The organism is Arcicella aurantiaca, from assembly GCF_003148625.1.
In the GTDB taxonomy this organism is placed as follows: domain Bacteria; phylum Bacteroidota; class Bacteroidia; order Cytophagales; family Spirosomataceae; genus Arcicella; species Arcicella aurantiaca.
In genome coordinates, this window is the sequence record NZ_QGGO01000043.1 from 14,758 (window position 1) to 35,404 (window position 20,647).

19 protein-coding genes are annotated in these 20,647 nt (G+C 37.0%); 10 read left to right on the forward strand and 9 right to left on the reverse strand.

Features of this window, described 5'->3' with window-relative positions:
- Positions 1-7: 7 nt before the first annotated feature.
- The gene (locus LV89_RS23370; RefSeq protein WP_109745348.1) at positions 8-1,138 is read left to right on the forward strand and encodes a glycoside hydrolase family 88/105 protein; all 1,131 of its coding nucleotides are present in this window, start codon (positions 8-10) and stop codon (positions 1,136-1,138) included.
- Between the two features lie 106 nt (positions 1,139-1,244).
- Here the strand turns inward: LV89_RS23370 and LV89_RS23375 are convergent, their stop codons facing one another.
- Entirely contained in the window at positions 1,245-2,414 is a 1,170-nt protein-coding gene (locus tag LV89_RS23375; protein ID WP_109745349.1) for a glutathionylspermidine synthase family protein, read from the reverse strand.
- A 41-nt stretch (positions 2,415-2,455) separates the two neighbouring features.
- Entirely contained in the window at positions 2,456-3,133 is a 678-nt protein-coding gene (locus LV89_RS23380) for a Cj0371 family chemotaxis-regulating polar lipoprotein (protein ID WP_109745350.1), read from the reverse strand.
- A gap of 268 nt (positions 3,134-3,401) precedes the next feature.
- On the opposite strand from LV89_RS23380, the gene LV89_RS23385 reads away from it, so the two are divergent.
- Entirely contained in the window at positions 3,402-6,233 is a 2,832-nt protein-coding gene (locus tag LV89_RS23385) for a glycosyl hydrolase (RefSeq protein WP_109745351.1), read from the forward strand.
- A gap of 155 nt (positions 6,234-6,388) precedes the next feature.
- On the opposite strand, the gene LV89_RS23390 is transcribed toward LV89_RS23385, so the two are convergent.
- The gene (locus tag LV89_RS23390; protein WP_109745352.1) at positions 6,389-7,051 is read right to left on the reverse strand and encodes a DUF2461 domain-containing protein; all 663 of its coding nucleotides are present in this window, start codon (positions 7,049-7,051) and stop codon (positions 6,389-6,391) included.
- A gap of 128 nt (positions 7,052-7,179) precedes the next feature.
- On the opposite strand from LV89_RS23390, the gene miaA reads away from it, so the two are divergent.
- Positions 7,180-8,097 (forward strand): tRNA (adenosine(37)-N6)-dimethylallyltransferase MiaA, encoded by a 918-nt coding sequence (gene miaA / locus LV89_RS23395; protein WP_109745353.1) that lies wholly within the window; start codon positions 7,180-7,182, stop codon positions 8,095-8,097.
- On the opposite strand, the gene LV89_RS24980 is transcribed toward miaA, so the two are convergent.
- Together LV89_RS24980 and LV89_RS23400 are read right to left on the reverse strand one after the other, a co-directional pair.
- Positions 8,057-8,260, reverse strand: a complete 204-nt coding sequence (locus LV89_RS24980) for a hypothetical protein (RefSeq protein ID WP_146199250.1) — start codon at positions 8,258-8,260, stop codon at positions 8,057-8,059. The two genes, miaA and LV89_RS24980, sit on opposite strands and share 41 nt — an antisense overlap.
- Positions 8,261-8,495: 235 nt before the next feature.
- Complete coding sequence (locus LV89_RS23400; RefSeq protein ID WP_109745354.1) at positions 8,496-8,729, reverse strand: hypothetical protein; 234 nt, start codon at positions 8,727-8,729, stop codon at positions 8,496-8,498.
- 767 nt (positions 8,730-9,496) lie between these two features.
- Between LV89_RS23400 and amaB the strand changes: the two genes are divergently transcribed.
- The 4 genes from amaB to LV89_RS23420 all read left to right on the forward strand — a co-directional run bounded on the left by amaB (position 9,497) and on the right by LV89_RS23420 (position 13,752).
- Complete coding sequence (gene amaB / locus LV89_RS23405; protein WP_109745355.1) at positions 9,497-11,026, forward strand: L-piperidine-6-carboxylate dehydrogenase; 1,530 nt, start codon at positions 9,497-9,499, stop codon at positions 11,024-11,026.
- Between the two features lie 202 nt (positions 11,027-11,228).
- Positions 11,229-12,146 carry a DUF1338 domain-containing protein gene (locus tag LV89_RS23410; RefSeq protein ID WP_109745356.1) on the forward strand — a complete coding sequence of 306 codons (918 nt, stop codon included), beginning with the start codon at positions 11,229-11,231 and terminating at the stop codon, positions 12,144-12,146.
- A 109-nt stretch (positions 12,147-12,255) separates the two neighbouring features.
- Positions 12,256-12,648 carry a four helix bundle protein gene (locus LV89_RS23415; protein WP_109745357.1) on the forward strand — a complete coding sequence of 131 codons (393 nt, stop codon included), beginning with the start codon at positions 12,256-12,258 and terminating at the stop codon, positions 12,646-12,648.
- 48 nt (positions 12,649-12,696) lie between these two features.
- Complete coding sequence (locus tag LV89_RS23420) at positions 12,697-13,752, forward strand: saccharopine dehydrogenase family protein (protein ID WP_109745358.1); 1,056 nt, start codon at positions 12,697-12,699, stop codon at positions 13,750-13,752.
- A gap of 71 nt (positions 13,753-13,823) precedes the next feature.
- Here the strand turns inward: LV89_RS23420 and LV89_RS23425 are convergent, their stop codons facing one another.
- From LV89_RS23425 to LV89_RS23435, 4 genes are all read right to left on the reverse strand, one after another.
- On the reverse strand, positions 13,824-15,206 hold the full coding sequence (locus tag LV89_RS23425) for a PQQ-dependent sugar dehydrogenase (protein WP_109745359.1): 1,383 nt from the start codon (positions 15,204-15,206) through the stop codon (positions 13,824-13,826).
- Positions 15,207-15,250: 44 nt separating this feature from the next.
- On the reverse strand, positions 15,251-16,153 hold the full coding sequence (locus LV89_RS23430; RefSeq protein WP_109745361.1) for an alpha/beta hydrolase: 903 nt from the start codon (positions 16,151-16,153) through the stop codon (positions 15,251-15,253).
- Between the two features lie 152 nt (positions 16,154-16,305).
- Complete coding sequence (locus LV89_RS25405; protein ID WP_158279675.1) at positions 16,306-16,461, reverse strand: hypothetical protein; 156 nt, start codon at positions 16,459-16,461, stop codon at positions 16,306-16,308.
- Between the two features lie 392 nt (positions 16,462-16,853).
- Complete coding sequence (locus LV89_RS23435) at positions 16,854-17,861, reverse strand: hypothetical protein (protein WP_109745363.1); 1,008 nt, start codon at positions 17,859-17,861, stop codon at positions 16,854-16,856.
- 358 nt (positions 17,862-18,219) lie between these two features.
- Between LV89_RS23435 and LV89_RS23440 the strand changes: the two genes are divergently transcribed.
- From LV89_RS23440 to LV89_RS25660, 3 genes are all read left to right on the forward strand, one after another.
- Positions 18,220-19,239, forward strand: coding sequence for a dipeptide epimerase (locus tag LV89_RS23440; protein ID WP_109745365.1), 1,020 nt, complete (start codon positions 18,220-18,222; stop codon positions 19,237-19,239).
- A gap of 234 nt (positions 19,240-19,473) precedes the next feature.
- Positions 19,474-20,250 carry a DUF4846 domain-containing protein gene (locus LV89_RS23445; RefSeq protein ID WP_109745367.1) on the forward strand — a complete coding sequence of 259 codons (777 nt, stop codon included), beginning with the start codon at positions 19,474-19,476 and terminating at the stop codon, positions 20,248-20,250.
- Positions 20,251-20,401: 151 nt separating this feature from the next.
- Positions 20,402-20,647, forward strand: a 246-nt coding sequence (locus LV89_RS25660) for a hypothetical protein (protein ID WP_211321265.1), incomplete at its 3' end; no start/stop codon positions are given.

The following is a 20,647-nucleotide window of genomic DNA, read 5'->3' on the forward strand; positions in this document are numbered from 1 at the left end:
CAACGTAATGAAAATAACTAAACTTTTCACGGGATTATTCATCTTAATTTCGCATTTTGGCTATACACAGTCGAAAGATTTATTCTTTAAAAATTGGGGAAAAGGAACTTCTCCCGAAGAAATTGGAAAAATAATTTCCGACCATTTTGTAGCTTCGCCACATGGACATGGTGGTGGCTCGAATGACTTTAAGTACATCGCTTATCCAGAAGTTTGTGCATGGTATGGTTCTCTTACTTTTGCCCAATTAACGAAAAATACGGCTTTGAGAGATAGTTTAGTAAAGCGTTTTGATAAACTGAAAACCGAAGAAACCAGCATGATTAACACACCAAACCATGTTGACCATAGCGTTTTTGGAACAATTCCGCTTGAAATATCTATGCAAGTACCAAACAGAAAACAAGAACGAGATTTAGGATTATTCTTTGCTGATGCTCAGTGGGTGTCGCCTTTTAGTACGAACGGAAATCCGCAGTCGCAAAAGTATTATGAACAAGGTTTGTCGTGGCAAACTCGTGTTTGGATTGATGATATGTATATGATTACGATGATTCAGACGCAGGCATTTAGAGCTACCAAAGACTTGAAATATCTAAATAGAGCAGCCAAAGAAATGGTTTATTATTTGGATAAAATTCAACGCCCGAACGGATTGTTTTATCATGCCCCTGACGTTCCATTTTTTTGGGGAAGAGGCAATGGCTGGATGGCAGCAGGTATGAGCGAATTGTTGAGAGTTTTGCCAAAAAATAATCCTGATTATAACCGAATTATGACGGGTTATAAAGTGATGATGAATAGTTTGTTGCAATATCAGGCGGAAGATGGAATGTGGAAACAATTGGTTGATGACCCACAATCTTGGGCTGAAACTTCAGGAACAGGAATGTTTACTTTTGCAATGATAACAGGGGTGAAAAATGGCTGGCTTGATGCTAAAACTTTTGGCCCTGCGGCAAGAAAAGGGTGGTTGGCTCTTATAAAATACATTAACGCCAACGGTGAAATCACAGATGTTTGTGAAGGTACTAACAAAAAGAATGACCGTCAGTATTATTATGACCGTAAAAGAAAAACAGGCGATAATCACGGACAAGCCCCTATTTTGTGGTGTGTGTCGGCATTTTTAAGGTAGAGACGTTGCCTGCAACGTCTTTATGTTACCTGCAACATTAGATTTTACTGATGTGAAAATCTAATGTTGTATCTTGTTTTACCCCAAGACGTTGCAGGCAACGTCTCTACGCAATGATATGACCACAAAATTGTGCTTTGTTATCAATAATTTTTCCGCCACATCTAAAACCTAATCCTGCTCCTTCACCTGCAAAAAATACGCCCGCTTGGTAGTATTTTCCTGTTTCGTCTTGTAGAAATTCGGTAAATTCTTGATAAATAACGTTCTGTTCGTGATATTCTCCTTCGGTGTTTTCTAATGAAATGCCAGATTCAGAAAGGATTTTTACATTTGCACCTTCTCGCCCAAATAAAACTTTTTGTACGCAAGATTTATTGACTATTGGCTTATTATCAGTTTCTAACAAAAGAGAGTGGTTCGGGTATAGTTCCCACAAAACCTTCAAAATTCCCTTTGATTGAAACAATAAAGTATAAGTAGGATTCATCACAACGGCTTTTTTGCTTTGCACAATTTGCGTCAGAATATCCGCCAATTCGGGTTCGTCCCAACCGATGTATTCCCAAGGCACGAGTTTAAACCAAAAATCATATCTTGTAAAACTACCGTCTTCAATATTTTGCTTGTAAATCCCTTGTTCTACCGAAAATTCTACGTTTTCGATGTGTTCAAAACTTACCTCAAAACCTGCTTCTTCGGCGGCTTCACCCAAGAGTTGCATATTGGTATCGTCTTCTGGATAACCTTCCATCGTCGAAATTAAAAGTGTAGGCTCAAACTCGTTATTTTGATTTTTTAGTTCTCTAAATTGACTTACCAACGACTCATAAAGTGTATTGAATTGTGAACTTTCGTCCAATCCATTAGCTTTCAAAGATGCCCATTGTACGGTGGCAGTTTCTGGAATACAAGTGGCAGTGTCGGCATTAAATTCAATGAGTTTGATAGGTTTACCATCTAAACCACCCGATAAATCGAAACGTCCGTACAAGTGCCAATTTTTATCATTCTCCCAAGAAAATTTGACCAATTCTACCAATTCTTCGGGAATGCCTAATTCTGCAAATTTGTCATTATCAATAACATATTGGGCTGCCTCAATGAACATTTCGTAAAGTTCGTTGGCAGTTTCGTAATAATTTTCTGCTTCTTTTTTAGTAACTACAACCATTTCGTTAGTTACGTAAGGCAGTGTATTGTCGCCCAAAAGCCAATCAAATCCAGCATTTTGGAGCGATTGGGTAGGGGAGATATTAAGTTTTTTAAATTTCATTTTGTGTGTTGGTTTATGGAACACAGATTTTACAAAGTAATTTACCCCATAAATCCGCCCCTACCTGTGCTTCTGAAAAAGCCACTTCTTCCGCTTGCAGGTCGGCTTGTGATGGTGCGAGAACTTCCAATATTTTCGTGAATACCACTTGATTTTTGGAAAGCACTTTGCGAAGAATAATAACGGCTCATCATTGGATAATAGAAAAATCCTCCCGAATGATGTCTTCTACGATAGGTTGTATCACTTGAATTATTCATTTTAGGGTTTAAGTCTGGGCGATAATTTGCGTAGGTCGGACTCATCGTTTTTGCCAATAAATAGCCCATTCCGCCGAATAAAAGAGCATTTGAAAGATTATTGCTTTGCCCGATAGTAGTAGGATGAGCTTTAATGTCATTATCAATCAATGCCTGAACTGCTCTTGGAGAAAGGCGTTCTTGCTTACCATCCAAATACGTTACAATAGCCACCGAACTATCAGCAGGAACTTCCGTTTCGTCAGTAATTTTGAATTGTCCTTTTGAGGTTTCAGAAATATAGGTTTTTACCCCTTTGGTATAAACTTCAACTTCTTCATAATCTTCATCGTCGGAAGAATTGCTACTGCCACAACTTTGTAAGAGTACAGAATTTCCTAAAATAGCCAATGCCAAAGTTCCACTAATAGAAATATCTTTGACCTGCCGAATAAACGAGTGCTTGCGTATAAGTGCCATAATTGTTTTGGTTTTATGGAAACAAAAGTATTGCAAAAGAGAAATATTTTATAAAAAATGGGAAGAATGGTTTGGTGAATAGACAAAATGATGCGTAGTGGCGTATAGCATACGCCAACTTGTATGCTGGCTATACGCCACTACCAATTTTCAAAATCATTACATTTGTCCATGTGTGTACGGAAAGGCAAAGTTTTAAATCCCCTATATTTTTGTAATAGTAGTAAAAACAGGATTTTACCTTTCCTAATTACCAAATAAATTAATTATGACAATCTCAAGATTATTCGTTGCTATTTTTCTGTTTTTTTCATTCGTCGGAAATAGCCAAACGCTCAAATGGAAGCCGATTACACAACAAACAAAACCTTGGTCACGTTGGTGGTGGGAAGGCAATGCGGTGAATCCTAAAGACTTGACCTTCAACATGGAAAACTACCAAAAAGTAGGTTTAGGAGGTTTAGAAATTACTCCAATTTATGGCGTAAAAGGAGCTGAAAGCCAGTTTGTAGATTTTCTTTCGCCAAAATGGGTTTCGTTATTCAAACATACCCTTAATGAAGGAACACGTTTGGGTTTGGGCATCGACTTGGCGAATGCTTCGGGTTGGCCTTTTGGTGGTCGTTGGGTTGAGCCAGAAGACGCTTGTAGATATGTGGCTCACAAAGTGTATAATTTGAAAGAAGGTGAAAAATTAGCCGAAGCCATCACTTTTCAGCAACAAGCCATGATACGTTTTGTGTTGCCTAAAAACGTTGAACCGAAAGATTTAAAGCAACCAATTGGTAAGAATGATAATTTACAAGAATTAGCTATCGACCAAGTGAAATTTGATAAAATATTACCTTTGGAGACGTTAATGGCATATTCTGATACAGGAGAAAAAGTAAACTTGACGGATAAAGTAGGCTCAGATGGTCAGTTGAATTGGACGGCAACTCGTGGAAATTGGTCGCTTTACGCTATATTTTCTGGTTGGCATGGCAAAATGGTAGAACGTGCTGGTCCTGGGGGCGAAGGTGACGTAATCGACCATTTTTCAGATAAAGCAATCAATAATTATTTGAAAGAATTTGACAAGGCTTTTGCAGGAACAGACGTAAGTTCGATGCGTGCATTTTTCAATGATTCTTACGAAGTAGATGATGCCAAAGGACAGTCGGACTGGACTCCAGAGCTTTTCAACGAGTTTCAAAAAAGACGTGGCTATGACCTCCGTAATTATTTGCCAAACCTTTTTAGCAAAGAAAAAACTGAATTAAATAGCCGTGTTTTGTGTGATTATAGAACGACCATTTCTGATTTAATTTTGGAAAAATATACGTCTGCTTGGGCAAAATGGGGACATTCTCGTGGCAAAATCGTGAGAAATCAAGCTCATGGTTCACCGGGAAATACTTTGGATTTGTATTCTATGGTGGATATTCCAGAAATTGAAGGAACGGATTTATTACGTATCAAATTTGCGTCGTCGGCTTCTAATGTAATGAACAAAAAATTGACATCTTCCGAATCTGCAACTTGGGATAATGAGCATTTTTTATCCAATTTAGGCGATGTCAAAAAAGACCTTGATTTGTTCTTTTTGGGGGGTGTCAATCACGTTTTTTATCACGGAACAAACTACTCGCCACAAAACGAGCCATTCCCGGGTTGGTTATTTTATGCCGCAACGCATTTTACGCCACATAACCCGTTCTGGAAACATTTTGGAGCTTTAAATCAATATGTGGCTCGCACGCAAACCTTTTTGCAAGACACTAAACCTGACAACGATATTCTTTTGTATTTCCCGATTTACGACCGTTTTGCTGAACAAACGCCAAAAGGATTATTACAACATTTTGACGGGGTAACGCCAGAATTTAACAATACAGATTTCAAAACAGTTGCTCAGAATATGATTGATAAATCTTACTCTTTCGACTATGTTTCTGATAGACAAATTGCCAATTTGAACGTTAAAAATCAAAGTATTACAAATGGAGCGACCGCTTGGAAAACCATATTACTTTCTGAAAATGAGACGCTTCCATTAGAAACTTTTGAGAAATTAGTACAATTAGCCAAAGAAGGAGCAACGATTGTAATTCACAATAAATTACCACAAGATGTTCCGGGATTAGGAAATTTAGAAGAGCGTCAGGCGAAATTTAAAGCTTTAATTGCTCAATTGAATTTCACTAAAAATGCAGGCGTAAGTCAGGCAAATATTGGTAAAGGACGTTTTATTTTGGGTGAAAATTTAGGCGAAATCTTAGCCGCTGCCAAAGTGCAAAGAGAAACTATGATTGATAAAGGTTTGAGTAATATTCGTAAAATTAACGCCAACGGGAAAACCTATTTTATTAATAATACTACCTCAAAAAGTTTTGATGGTTGGGTAAAAATAGAAACGCCATTCCAGTCGGTGGCTTTATATAACCCAATGACGGAGAAATTGGGTTTAGCCAAATACAATGCAAAAACCAACGAAGTTTATGTGCAATTAATGGCAGGAGAATCTATCATTTTAGAAACCCATAACGACGTAGTAAAAGCAGAGAAATATCCATATTTCAAATCAATTGCCAAAGCACAAGAATTAACAGGGAATTGGAAAGTGACATTTACTGAAGGTGGAGAAGTTTTACCAAAAGCAATTGAAACAAAATCCTTGAACTCTTGGACAAATTTTGAAGGAGAGGATTATAAAAACTTCTCAGGAATTGCTACGTATTCGCATGATTTTAAATTAGCAAATGCTTCAAAATCAGGATATTGGCTTGATTTAGGCAAGATTGCTGAAAGTGCAAAAGTGAGTGTTAATGGAAAAGCATTAGGAACATTACTTGGACCAAGCTATCAAGTTTTTATTCCTGCGAATGTCTTAAAATCGCAAAATACATTGACGGTTGAAGTGGCTAATTCAATGGCAAATAGAGTAATTGCTTTAGAGAAAAAAGGCGTTATTTGGCAGAAATTTTACAACATCAACGTTTCGGCAAGATTGAAAGAAAATTTAGGGAAAGACGGTTATTTTACCACTAAAAACTGGACTCCCAAAGACTCTGGAATTTTAGGAAAAGTAACTTTGACAGCGGTTGAAGTTTTGAAGTAAACCATTATTTCAGTCGCTCGCCTCTTGCGAGTGACGACTATTATCAGGCTTCCAGCCTAAGACTTTGGCAAGATGCCAATTAATAGTCGTCACTCGCCAGAGGCAAGCGACTAAGTAAGAAATATCTCCATTTCCTAATTCCCAATAACCAATCTCTAATTTAACGCCTCTCCATTTAAGTCTGAAGTAAGTACCTCACTCATAAAATCGAAAAAAGGTCGCATAGCTAAAAATGTTGCGATTATTTCTTGCTTAAAATTGGATGATATAACTTCTTCGTTAGAAAAAGAACGCATTACGACAAACTGCTTTTTTCTTATCAAATCAATAGCAGGATGGTTTTTATCAAAGCCTTTTGGAGCAGTTTTTACGGCATCTTCACCTTTCAGTTCTCCAAAGTATTTTACAAAAGTTTCATTGGATGTAATCTTCTCAATTTCAGAAGTATCCATTTCAAATTCTTTACGAATACGAAGTAAATCTTCATTATTAGGAGCCCAAAATCCACCTCCTACAAAACTATTATTTGGCTCGATATGACAATAATAGCCACCTCTCAATAAGGGTTTAGTTCGAGAAAAACTAACACCTAAATTATTTTTGTACGGCGATTTATCTTTAGAAAAACGAACATCTTTGTAAATTCTAAAAATGTGAATTTTATCTAAGCTATCATGTTTTTGAAGTTCAGCATAAACCTCATTGAAAAAAACTTTATTTGCTTGTACAATCAAATCGAATTCTGGTTTGTGCAGAGCAAACCATTCACGATTGTTATTTTCTTTTAATTTTTCGAGAAATTTTAAACTATTTTCCATCATTATTTAATACGGTCTTATTCGTGTTTTGTGGGTAAAGTTTTCCCAACAAAGGTGTAAAATAGCTTATTTCTGAATGAGAAGCAACGCTAATTTGCAAATCGCTAAGACTGCATTAATTTTGCACCATGATTTCTTCAAAAACCCTTATTATTATCGTTGGTCCAACCGCAGTTGGCAAAACTGATTTGTGTGTAAAAATCGCAAAATTGCTTGATACAGAAGTTGTTTCAGCGGATTCTCGTCAGTTTTACCGTGAGCTTGCCATCGGAACGGCAAAACCTACCATTGAAGAAATGGACGGCGTAAAGCACCATTTTGTGGATTCGCATTCTATTCAGGATTATTATTCTGTGGGAGATTTTGAGCGTGATTGTTTAGCGGTTTTAGACGAAATTTTCCAGAGAAAAGACGTGGCAATTCTTACGGGAGGTTCTGGAATGTTCATCAAAATGATAACTGACGGTATTGACGAAATGCCCGAAGCGGATTTGGAATTGCGTCAAAAATTAGCAGAACGCCTTGAAAATGAAGGTTTAGAACCTTTGGCAAATGAACTAAAACAGCTTGACCCTGTGTATTATGAACAAGTTGATATTCAGAATACACAACGAGTTTTGAGAGCATTGGAAGTTTGTATTTCAACAGGCTTACCTTTTTCAAGTTTCAGAAAAAATCAAAAAGTAGAGCGACCCTTTAAGATGATAAAAGTCGCTCTGGAACGCCCACGTGAGGAATTATACGCACGCATTGACAAACGTATGGATATTATGCTGGCAAGCGGACTCGAAAAAGAAGCCAAATCTGTGATAGATTTCCGAGAACATTATGCCCTAAAAACCGTTGGATACCGAGAAATTTACGAACATCTCGACGGCGAATATGACCGTGACGAAATGGTGAGACTATTAAAGAGAAATTCTCGACGATATGCCAAACGCCAAATGACATGGTTTAAAAATCAAGATGAATTTAATTGGTTTGACGCTAAAAATGACGAGGAGATTATGGCTTTTGTTCAATCGTCCTTGCAGGATTCTGTTTAGGTAATTTTGATTTTACCATCGTAATTCTTGACTGACCAATTCGATAATCACGAGAATCAGCTTTTCTACATTGTAGATTGGTATTAAAGACAATTTTTTTTGGTTTTTCTTCTTGGCAAGAAATGAAACTGATAAGAGTGAATAGGAAGAAGATATTTTTCATGATGATGTATTTGTTTAGTTTAACGAAACTAAAACATAAATCTTACCAAACTGATTTTGAGCTTGTTAAAAAATGTTAAACTACGGACAAGGCTGTTGGTGTTGCACTAAAAATAATGTTAAACTACGGACAAGGCTGTCCGTGTTACACATAACAAATGTAGCGAAACCCAATGAGCTTCGCTACAAATCATCCTTAAACCAAAACTAAATAGATAATATGTTCTAAAAATGTCCTATATCTTATGGGCAAGCACGTACATAAATACCTTTTTGCCTACTTGACTAAAACGTCCATCTTTTAACAATATTACTTTTTTAGGAATATTATTATGCACAGTGTGACTTATTTTCTCTTTCTTTACTCCCTTTCTCCCCGCTAACAAATTGTGTGGAAAACCCATTGCTAAAGCATTGTTAGTTAGGATAATACACAAAAATAAACTTGCGATAATTGTGAAATTTTTCATCGTTTGATGTTTCTGTTTGAGAGTTTAATTACTGATTTTTATCATTGAAGGTGTAGTAAATATTTGTTTAATTCATTTGTCGCAAAGGCACTTTCTGAATTACAAAACAAAGTTAAGTGTTTTGTTAGGTACTATGCAATACACAATACCTTAAATTTTCTTAAAATCGGGATAAATGGTTGTTAAATTTGATGAATGGTATAGCTTTTCAATAAGATGCAGGTTTGGAATAAAAAGTTGCAAAGAAATTTAAAAAATATAATCCGAAGTTTCCGTTTCGTAATTAATTACATTCTATTCGGTCTGAAGCGGAAGCTTCGGTTACATAAAAAATGAAAATTTTTGAAATATTTTTTTCCACCAAAAATACTACGTTCCCTAATTTTAGCATAGCCTAAAATTTTTTCGTCTTCAAATAGTGATATTTAGGGATATGTTTTGCGTATATAGAAGTACGTTTAAATACTTGCAAATATGAAAAAACAAGCATAGCTTTCGGAAAATCTATTTAATACAGCCACAATTTGTTTCAATTAATATTCTTGGAAAAGTGTAAATAAAGGTGATTCTCTTTGAGGTATCTGTTTATTAAAATCTGTATTTCGCAATTAAAATTTCCAAGATATATACTCAACTGATTGAGGTTTGCCAAAAAGGTATTGTGTAAGTTGTTGGTTTTTAGTGATTTACTAATTCGCTTTCTCGCAAATCGCTTTTCGCTTAGTATAATTCATCAATTTTCTTTAAATATATAGGACTATTACATCATGCAAAACCTTCTTTCACGTTTAAATATTTCTGCCGTCAATCACGGAACAAGTACAGGATTAAAGTCTTGGTCGGTAGAAGGGGCAACTTTGTTAGAATCTCATTCTCCTGTTGATGGTAAATTAATTGCGAAAGTTTCCGTAACAACGCATGACGATTATCAGCAAGTAATGGATTTGGCAACGGAAGCCTTCAAAACTTGGCGAAATGTACCTGCTCCTCGACGTGGCGAAATCGTCCGTCAAATGGGAGAAGCTTTTCGACACAATAAAGAGGCTTTGGGGCAATTGGTTTCTTATGAGATGGGTAAAAGCCTGCAAGAAGGCTTGGGCGAAGTGCAAGAAATTATTGACATTTGCGATTTTGCGGTTGGACTTTCTCGCCAATTGTATGGACTCACGATGCACTCAGAACGTCCCGAACACAGAATGTACGAACAATATCATCCTTTGGGGGTGGTTGGTATTATTTCAGCGTTTAATTTTCCAGTAGCCGTGTGGTCGTGGAATGCCATGATTGCTTGGGTTTGTGGCGATGTCTGTGTTTGGAAACCTTCCGAAAAAACACCACTGACGGCATTGGCTTGTCAGAATATTATTCAAGATGTTTTACAGAAAAATGAAATTTCAGAAGGCATATCTTGTTTAATTTCGGGAGATTATCAAGTAGGAGAGTGGCTCACATCTGATAAGCGAATTCCTTTGATTTCAGCAACGGGTTCGACACGCATGGGGAAAATTGTGGGAGCAACGGTAGCTTCACGCATGGGACGTAGTTTGTTGGAATTGGGCGGAAATAATGCCATTATTATTACCGAAAATGCCGATTTAAATATTGCCATTCCTGCCGTAGTTTTTGGAGCAGTCGGTACGGCTGGGCAACGTTGTACTTCTACCCGACGATTAATTATTCATGAATCTATTTATGAAACCGTAAAAGAACGTTTGGTTAAAGCCTACGGACAATTACGCATCGGAAATCCGTTGGACGAAACCAATCATGTTGGCCCTTTAATTGACCATAAAGCAGTAATTGCGTATGTTTCGGCTGCCCATGAAGTAAAAGAAGAAGGGGGTAAAATGTTGGTTGAAGAAGAGATTTTGGCAGGAAAAGGCTTTGAATCGGGTTGTTATGTAAAACCTTGCATAGGCGAAGTTGAACCCAATTTCAAGATTGTGAAACATGAAACCTTCGCCCCGATTTTGTATATGATGAAGTACAAAACGGTGGAAGAAGCCATTAAAATTCAGAATAATGTACCACAAGGTTTGTCTTCGTCCATTTTTACGTTAAATATGAGAGAAGCGGAGCAATTTTTATCTGTCAATGGTTCAGATTGTGGCATTGCCAATGTAAATATTGGAACATCAGGAGCAGAAATTGGCGGAGCATTTGGAGGAGAAAAAGAAACAGGCGGAGGAAGAGAATCTGGCTCAGACGCATGGAAAGCCTATATGCGACGACAAACCAATACAATAAATTATGGTAAACAACTGCCTTTGGCTCAGGGAATTAAGTTTGATTTTTAATTGACAAAAATATTAGACCACAGATTTAACGGATTGGACAGAATTGCACAGATTTTATATGTTTTAAAGGAATTTTAAATAGTTTTGGGTAAGACAAATCGTTTGTATTTCAATAATTATATCTGTGTAAATCTGCTAAATCCGTATAATCCGTGGTCTAATTTCAAGATTCATAATCTTTATTATAATCCATTATCAACAAATGAAAACACAAGAAACCATCACAAAAACACTCATGGAAAGGCTCTGGGAGGGCTATTGCCAACGAGTAACTTATGCTAAACAATATTCAGAAATGGTACTTGCACAAGGTGGAAATGTTGTAAATGACCATTGTGCTTTCCGAACATTTAACACTCATACGGGTGGACAACCTGCGGGTATTCGTGCTATCGAGGAAGTTTTGGAGGCTTTGGGTTATGAGAAAATTTCACCGTATAGTTTTCCCTCAAAACACTTAAACTCTTTTCATTATCAACACCCGACTAACATCAATTTTCCGAAATTTTTTGTAACTCAATTGGAAGTAAAAGAATTGTCGGAAGAAGCACAAAGTTTGATAAATGAAGCCGTAAAAGATACGCCTGATTTATTAGCTGGCGAGCCTCGACAATTATTAGCAACGCTCAAACAAAATAAGGAACTCATCAGTGCGGAGGCTGACAGACTGGTGGAAGCTTTGGTGAAATTCTTTGCTCGTCCGTGGAAACCTGCCAAAAAAGAAACCATTTTGGCTTTAAATAGTGAGTCGCAGTTTGCTTCGTGGACTTTGTTGCACGGGAATTCTGTCAACCATTTTACGGCATACATCAATTATCAAAATGTACCTGCTTGGGGTGATATTGAGCAAACTATGGCAGTTTTGAAAGAGGCAGGAATTCCGATAAAACCCGAAATTGAAGGTCTGAAAGGTAGTAAACTTCGCCAAAGTTCTACCCAAGCTATTGATGAAGATTGCCCTGTCATTGATGCAGATGGTTCAGAAACTACTCTTCGTTGGTCGTATGCTTATTATGAATTGGCTGAACGTGGTTATCTTGAAACTGACGGAAAGAAAATTTGGTTTGACGGCTTTTTAGGCGAACAAGCAACCAATCTTTTTGAAATGACTAAAAGGTAGGGATTTAGGGGTTTAGGGATTATGGGATTTAGGAATTTGTGGAATAATTCATTAATATTTCTTTAACTACTAAACCCCTAAATCCCATTAACCCCCAAATAACACCACAATGCAAAGATTTTATGATTTAGAAGCTTGGAAATTAGCAAGAGAATTAAAAAATGAGGTTGCAAGAATTGCTAAAAGATTTCCTACTGAAGAGCGTTATGCCTTAATCTCTCAAATAATTCGTTCTTCAAGGTCGGTTACTGCGAATATTTCAGAAGGTTATGGAAGAAATAATTATAAAGAAACGATACACTTTTGCCGTATAGCAAGAGGTTCATTGGAAGAGACGCTAAATCACTTGATTGATGCTTTTGACGAAGAATACATTACGAATGAAGAGTTAAAGATTCTTAAAGAAAAAGTTGATGTTTGTCTCAAAGTTTTAAATGGATATATAGGTTATTTAAGAAAAAATCAAAAGAACAAAGGAAAAAAAGATGATGATGATTTATAACACAGAAGTCCTAAATCCCCCAACCCCTTAACCCCATAAATCCCTAAAATGAAATCAATCTTAGTAATTGGAATGGGCAAAGTAGGCTCATTGGTAGCTACGCTTTTGTCTAAACGTTTTGAAGTTAAAGGTTTAGACAAACAAAACCCTACCACAGAATTGCCTTTTGAGGTTATCAAAGGTGATGTTTCGGATAAAATTTTATTGGAAAAACTGATTCCTCAATTCGATGCCGTCGTGTCGTGTATGCCTTATAATTTGAATTTGACGATTGCTCAAATTGCTTACGAATCGGGAAAACATTATTTCGATTTAACGGAAGATGTACCTACAACCACCGCTATCAGAGAAATGGCTGCCAAAGGAAGTAAAGCCGTTTTAGCTCCACAATGTGGACTTGCTCCCGGATTAATTGGTATTGTTGGGGCGGATTTAGCCAATCGTTTTACCAAAATCAGAGACATTGAGTTGCGAGTTGGAGCATTGCCAAAATATCCGAACGGGCTTTTGGGATATTCCTTCACATGGTCGCCAGCGGGAGTAATTAACGAATATTTGAACGACTGCGAGGTGATTCATAACGGTGAAAAGAAATTAGTTTCTGCTCTCGACGGACTCGAACACATCAATATTGAAGGCAATGAATTTGAGGCTTTTAGCACTTCCGGCGGACTTGGAACCATGTGTGAAACTTACGAAGGACGAGTGGATACGCTCAATTACAAAACCATTCGTTACCCCGGACATGGCAAATTGATGAAGTTTCTCTTATACGAGTTAATCTTAAAAAATCGCCGAGAATTGATTGAAGAAATTTTGACCGAAGCCAAACCACCTGTACAAGAAGACGTTGTGTATGTGTATGCAGTGGTGGAAGGTTGGAAAAATCAGTCTTTGGAAAGGGAAGAATTCTATCGTGCCTATTCACCCAAAATTATTGATGGTAAACATTGGCGAGCTATTTCTTGGACAACGGCAGCATCTATCGTAGCTGTGGTTGAAATGGTAGCAGATGGGAAATTACCGCAAAATGGATTTATTAAGCAAGAAGAAATAGATTTTACTAAGTTTTTGGAAACGGAAACGGGTAAGTTTTTCTTGTGATGATGGATAGACCACAGGTTAAGCAGATGTTATTCTTTAATGTTAACTCTATTTAACTGTGGTCTATCATTTTATTGCATAACAAGATTCCCACTCATTTTCAATAGCTTTTGATTTTCTATAATTAGTTTAGAATTTTTGGGAATATTAACCTGCGTATTGACCACACATTCACCGCCCGAAATGGGTTTTATCGTGATAATGGTATTCAGCAAAGAACTTGATGGCGGAACGGTATTATTGCTCCAATTGCTTGGGTCTGTCCAATTTCCATTCCCGATGAAAGTATATAAAACGGTATCATCAGACTGTACTCGGTAAATATTGCCGTTAAGAGATGTCACAAATAATTCTCCATCTTCTGTTTCTCCAAAATCCGAAATGGTATTTGGCGATATTATTTGCGAGGAAATATTATAGCTATAAGTCAACGAATCAAACTTGATTTTGAACAATTTTCCCGAGTAAAAATCAACCCCAAAATAGTATCCTTTCATCGAATTAAATATTTCGCCACGATATACCGTACCGCCAATAATTGACGAACCTACACTTGGATTTGGATACGCCACAACGGGAAATCTGTAATTTGAAATAGCTCCACATCCCGTTGTATTGTAAGGATTATTGCCTTCATAACATCGCCAGCCGTAATTTGTGGCTAAAGAATCTCGGTGACTTCGGTTGATTTCCTCAAAAGCATTTTGCCCCACATCGCCAATCCACATATCGCCTGTAAGTCGGTCAAAATTCCAACGAAAGGGATTTCTCAGTCCATACGCCAAAATTTCATTGCCAAAAGGATTACCCGACGGAATACTGTAAAATGGCGGATTTTCGGAAATATTTACGTTGAAACGGAGAATTTTTCCGAGCAGTACATTCGTGTTTTGAGCATTATTGTTGGGGTCGCCACCGCCACCACCGTCGCCCGTAGAAAGATACAAATAGCCATCTTTCCCAAAGCGTAAAGTTCCGCCATTGTGATTGCTATTGGTAGGGTGAGGAATCGTAATGACGATTTTTTTAGAAGCTACATTAGCCACGTTTACATCATTACTTACTTGATAACGAGCTACTTCCAAATCTCCCGAAATATTGGTATAATAAACAAAGAAAAGTCCATTGGTTTTATATTGCGGATGAAAACACATACTGAGTAAGCCTTGTTCTCCGCCAGATTGGATATTTGTTACCGTTAAGAAAGTGCCTAAATTATTGAAATTTTTATCAAAAACTTTGATAACTCCCGCTTTTTGAGGAATAAAAATCCTACTTGTTCCATCACCTGCATTGATAAATTGCATGGGTTGAGATAGCCCCGTAATGACCGATTTTAAGGAGATATTAGGTTGAGCAAAAAAAGAGAAACTCAACAATAGTAAAGCAAAAAGAAGGAAAATCTTTTTCATGTCAATGATGTGTTTTGAAATACAATCAAATATACGAAGCATGATTGGCAATAGATTTTCCGATTACTCATTGTGAAATATTGATTCTATAAATTCTTCTCCGCAAAAGAAATGATATGGTCTATGGTTTCTGTCCAAGCAGACCAATCGTGGGTTTGGTCAGGGTAAAAATAATGTTCGTTACAAGCCAATTTTTTAGTTACGGTTAGTTTGGCGGTCATTGATTGCTCAGTTGTAATAATATTGTCTTTTCCACCGTAAAATAAAATGGTTGGAATTTTTCCCAAATTTGCATGATAAATGGGACTTGCATTTTGATATTCTTCAGGAGCTTGACTGTACGGTTTGCCAATAACTTGCTGAATATCAGCTCCAATAATGCCTGTTCTGATTTCGGGGCTGGTAAGATTTAGTGGAGGGACAATGCCCGCAATGCCTGATACTAAATGGTCGTCATCGGCAGAACTGGTGTATAAAAGAGCCAAATGTCCGCCCGAACTTAAGCCAACTAAATAAAATTCATTGCCAATTCCCAATGACTTTGCATCGTTTTGAAGTTTGTGTAATAAAGTACCAATATCAGCCACTTGTTCACGAAACGTTACGCCCGAACCGACACTTGCTAAACGATAATTAGCATTAACAATGGCACAATTTACACGTCGATTTTTCAAATCTGTTACCAAAAAATTGAGCGTATTTTTATCACTATATCGCCAAGCTCCACCATGAAGAAGCACAATAACAGGACTTTGAGAATTGCAGGTACTTGGTAGCGAAATATCGTATTTTTGGTATGGACTTGTGCCATAAGACAAATTAGTTTTGTCTTCGTAAGATAAATTTGATGTGGTAATATCCGTTGTTTTTTCAGGAATAATTAAGGTCAAGGGGTCTTTACTACAACCCGAAAAAAAGAAACTTATAAAGATTCCTAAAATGGAAATTACGCCACTTTTGCGGATAGAAAATATAGAAGATTTCTGCATTAGTCTGTTGTGATTGATGTGTTTAAATTATCTACACAAAATTGAGGTAGATAACACATAATCACAATCACATCTTTGGGTAGTTAAGCTCGTTTTCCTATACCCTAATGATGTGATAAGCCTTCTGGTTTTTTAGAAAATACTTGATTGGTTCAAGCGTCCACGCTTGAATCATTGGGGTTAGAAAATACCTTTCCAACTTTCTTCCAATCTGTAGCCACAATGGCGATTAGTATTTCAAGAATTGCTTCCATGATGAGGTTGATTCTGGCTGGTTCAAGCGTGGACTGATTGGTTCGAGCGTCCACGCTTGAACCAGTGGTGATAATAGCTTACGAATTCTCGTGTGGTTCAGCGTCTTCTTACTGGTTCGAGCGTCCACGCTTGAACCAGTAGGGTTGGCACTTGTCAATAAGGGTTCAAGCGAGGACGCTTGAACCAGTGGGTGAGGACGCTTGAACCAGTGGGGTAGTCGTCACTCGCCTTTAAGCAAGCGACTGATGAAAAAACTTATTCTTTAATTACAATCGTTTCCCATCCAACTTACTGGTTCAAGCGTCCACGCTTGAACCAGTGGTGATAATAGTTTACGAATTCTCGTGTGGTTCAGCGTCTTCTTACTGGTTCAAGCGTCCACGCTTGAACCAGTAGGGGCGGGGGATTCAAGCGAGGACGCTTGAACCATTGGATTTTTATAATATTAGTCAAATTTCAGTGGTAAATAATCTTCACTAACTCCTGTCCCCCAATTAATATCACGGTTGTCTCTAATTTCCATAAATTTGCGAAGTCCTGGATAAGGAAAAACCAATATTTCTTCATGTCTATATTCGACTCTGTATGTCCGCCAAGACATATCCATAAAAGGGCCAACTTCAATTAATAAAACACCCTCTTTAATTCTAAAACTTGGTACTAATTGTTGTCTGACTTTGTCGAAAAGATAATTGGTAGCTCTTGTTAACTCTAATGTTAAGTCGTAAATAAGTTCAATATGATACATATATTTTCCTAACAAATGATTATAAAGTTCATCATCCCACCTATCAATTTTGTAAAATTTGTTTGTGCAGATTTGTTCACTATTTCTAACATCTTCTACATATTTGTCAAATACATTAAGTAGGTCATTTAAAACATTTTTTAAATTAAATAATGCGTTTTCAAGTTCAGGATAACGCTTATACCAAACTCTTGAAATGATATAATTGATTAGTTCTCGAAGTTTGTTATATTGCTCCTTTAATATTTTAGGGTTGTCACTACTTAACAACCAAGATGTCCAAGCTTTATAATTTTCTATATCCGCAAGTTTCAAAAATTCGTCAATGTATGAAGCATAAACTTCATCTTCTCTTTGTTTAGTATTATCAAATATTAAATTTTGTTTAACCCAATTCTCATGATTTCTTTTGGTGTCAAGCAATAGTTTAATTGGAAATCTATCTGGGTAGTCGTCTATGACTTTGTGATGAACACTACACATTAAAATTAGATTGTCATATTTATCCCGTTGCTCAGGTGTCAGAGGCGAAATGCCTCTTGGTCCATCTTTTTCTCTTGCGACTATATGTGCTTCCTCACCAACAACAGAAATGTCATCAGTTTCGGAAATGTCCATAACAAGTTCTTTTTTGCAGCCTGGGAAAGCACAGATGTTTCCCGAACGTCCCCAAAGCATTTTATGTGTTCTAAGCTGAATACCCATTTTCTGTTAATTGTAAGTTGCTGGTGTCTGTTAGCATAGTATGTAACTCCTAAATTTACGAAAGTTTTGTTGTATTCTTCTTGTCGTACTTTTTGTATTATTAAAAGCTTGATAGATTTTTTATATAAGATTCCTATAACAAACATACCAATTTCCCCAACATCCCCAATTCCAATTTATCAAACGGTAAAAACACAACCTATCAAAATCTTGCCTAACTTAGAGCAAATAAATATGGGCTTTTTGTGAGATAGAGATTCGCCAATTCTTCAAGAGTTGGCGAATCTCTGTCCACCGTCTAAACTATAAATAATTGGGAGGTAAAACCTAATCCCAAATCACTAAAACCTTTGCCAAAATGCAGTTAATCCTTCATCAATTCAATTTAAAACTTCGTCATACTTTTACCATTACGCACGAGTCTCGTGATGTTCAACCTACGCTTATCGTTGAGCTTCGAGATGGTGATTTTCGTGGTTTTGGGGAGGCTACCGAAACGCCTTATTATGGCGTAACGATGGCAAAAATGATGGCTCAATTAGAGGCTATCCGTCCGCTTATTGAAAATTATGACCTCCAAAGTCCAGAACAATTTTGGGCAGATATGCACCCGCACCTCAAAGACGACCATCCTTTTGCTTTGTGTGCGTTAGACATTGCCGCTAATGACCTTTGGGCAAAAAAACAAGGACAACCTTTGTATAAATTATGGGGTTTAGATGCTTCTAAAAATCCTATTACTGATTATACCATTGGCATTGATACCGTTGAGAAAATGGCTGAAAAAATGCAGGAGGTGCCGTTTCCACTGTATAAAATCAAATTAGGGACAAAAGACGATATTAAAATTGTTCAAGAACTCCGTAAACATACTGATGCCGTTTTTAGAGTAGATGCCAACACGGCTTGGGGCGTGGAGGAGACTTTACAAAACGCCATTGCTCTGAAAGAATTGGGTGTAGAATTTATCGAACAACCCATGAAAGCCGATAATTGGGAAGGCATGAAACGAGTTTTTGCGGAGTCGGTTTTGCCTATTATGGCGGATGAAAGTTGTATCGTGGAGGAAGACGTGGCTCGTTGTTACGGATTTTTTCATATTATCAACATCAAATTAATGAAATGCGGAGGACTTACACCCGCTCGTCGGATGATTGCACACGCTCATAAATTGGGTTTGAAAGTAATGGTTGGTTGCATGACGGAATCGAATGTGGGTTGCTCTGCCATTGCCCAATTATTACCACTTTTAGACTATGTGGATATGGACGGAATCCTTTTGGTGGACGACCAAGTTTCTACGGGTATTACCATTGATTACGGAAAAGTGATTTATGCGGAAGAGAACGGAACGGGAGCTTCTTTAATTGATAGGTGATAATTAATAATTGATAGTTATTGAATGCTAATTTTATCCATCTGAACTATGATTTTTATGATTATTTGATTGTAGGATTCTTGCTTAAAACCCTATCATCTTTAAATTTTATCAATCATAGTTCAGACAAAATGTAATTCATTACGTAGTGGCGTATGGCATACGCCAATGCTTTGGCAATTTTGACGTATGCTATACGTCACTACCTGATATTAAATATTCAGACATTTACCCATGACCCATTTACTCATAACGGCTTTCCTCTTTTTCCAAACCATCAATCCAGCAGGTAAAACCGTTGAAACTCGTTTTAATTTGCCTGTTGGTTATCAGCGTGTGAGTGTTGTAAAAGACTCATTTGGAGCATATTTGCGTGATTTTCCTTTGAAAGAAGATAAATCAAAGGTCTATTTTTATAATGGACAGGAAAAAACAAATGCTCAACAAGTGGCGGTTTTGAATATTGACCGAGGAACGCAAGACCTCCAACAATGTGCTGATGCCGTCATGCGTTTGCGAAGTGAATATTTGTATGCAAAGAAACAGTTTGCAGATATTTCTTTCAAAACGTTTGGCGGAATTGCTATGACTTATGACAAGTATAAAAGCGGTTATCGGATTACCAATAAAGGGTTTGTGAAGGCGAAATCGGCGGATAATTCTAAGGCAGGTTTTAGGAAATATCAAGACATGGTTTTTAATTACGCTAATACCTATACGCTTGAACGTGAAATGAAGACGGTCAAAAATTTAGCAGATTTACAAATTGGCGATGTTTTTATTGTGTCAAATCCAAAGTCGTATGGACACGCCATGATTGTGATGGACGTGGCTGAAAACCCGAAAACCAAAGACAAAATTTTCCTGTTGGCTCAAAGTTATATGCCTGCTCAGGATATTCACATTGTTAAAAATCCCAAAGGTGGAGCTTGGTATAGTCTGAAAGATTTGGACTCGCAACTTTACACACCAGAATGGACATTCCCATTAACTTCATTGCATAGATTTTAAATAGAATGATGAGTTATGAATGATAAATGATAAGAGGGTCTTCTTTTAACTCATCATTCATAACCAATACTTCGCTACGATTTTGAGTATCATTTAAAAAAATAAGGGTAAAGTTTTAGTTTTGTTTTGCGAACTAACCAAACTTTACCCCATGAGCGTAGAAACACTCACGAGTGCAATATTGAGAAAAATGTCATTGATTGGCAAGTGGCAAGCCAAGTTTTTTTTAGAGTTAGTACAAACCTGGTTGTCTTTGAAGGGTCGATATACTTTTGAGAATCTATCTCGTCAAGGAGAAATGAGTTCAGAAAGTTATCGTTCTAATTTTTCCAATTCATTTGATTTTAAGACGTTTAACAGATATTTGTTTGAGTATGTTGGTTCAGAAAAAGTATGG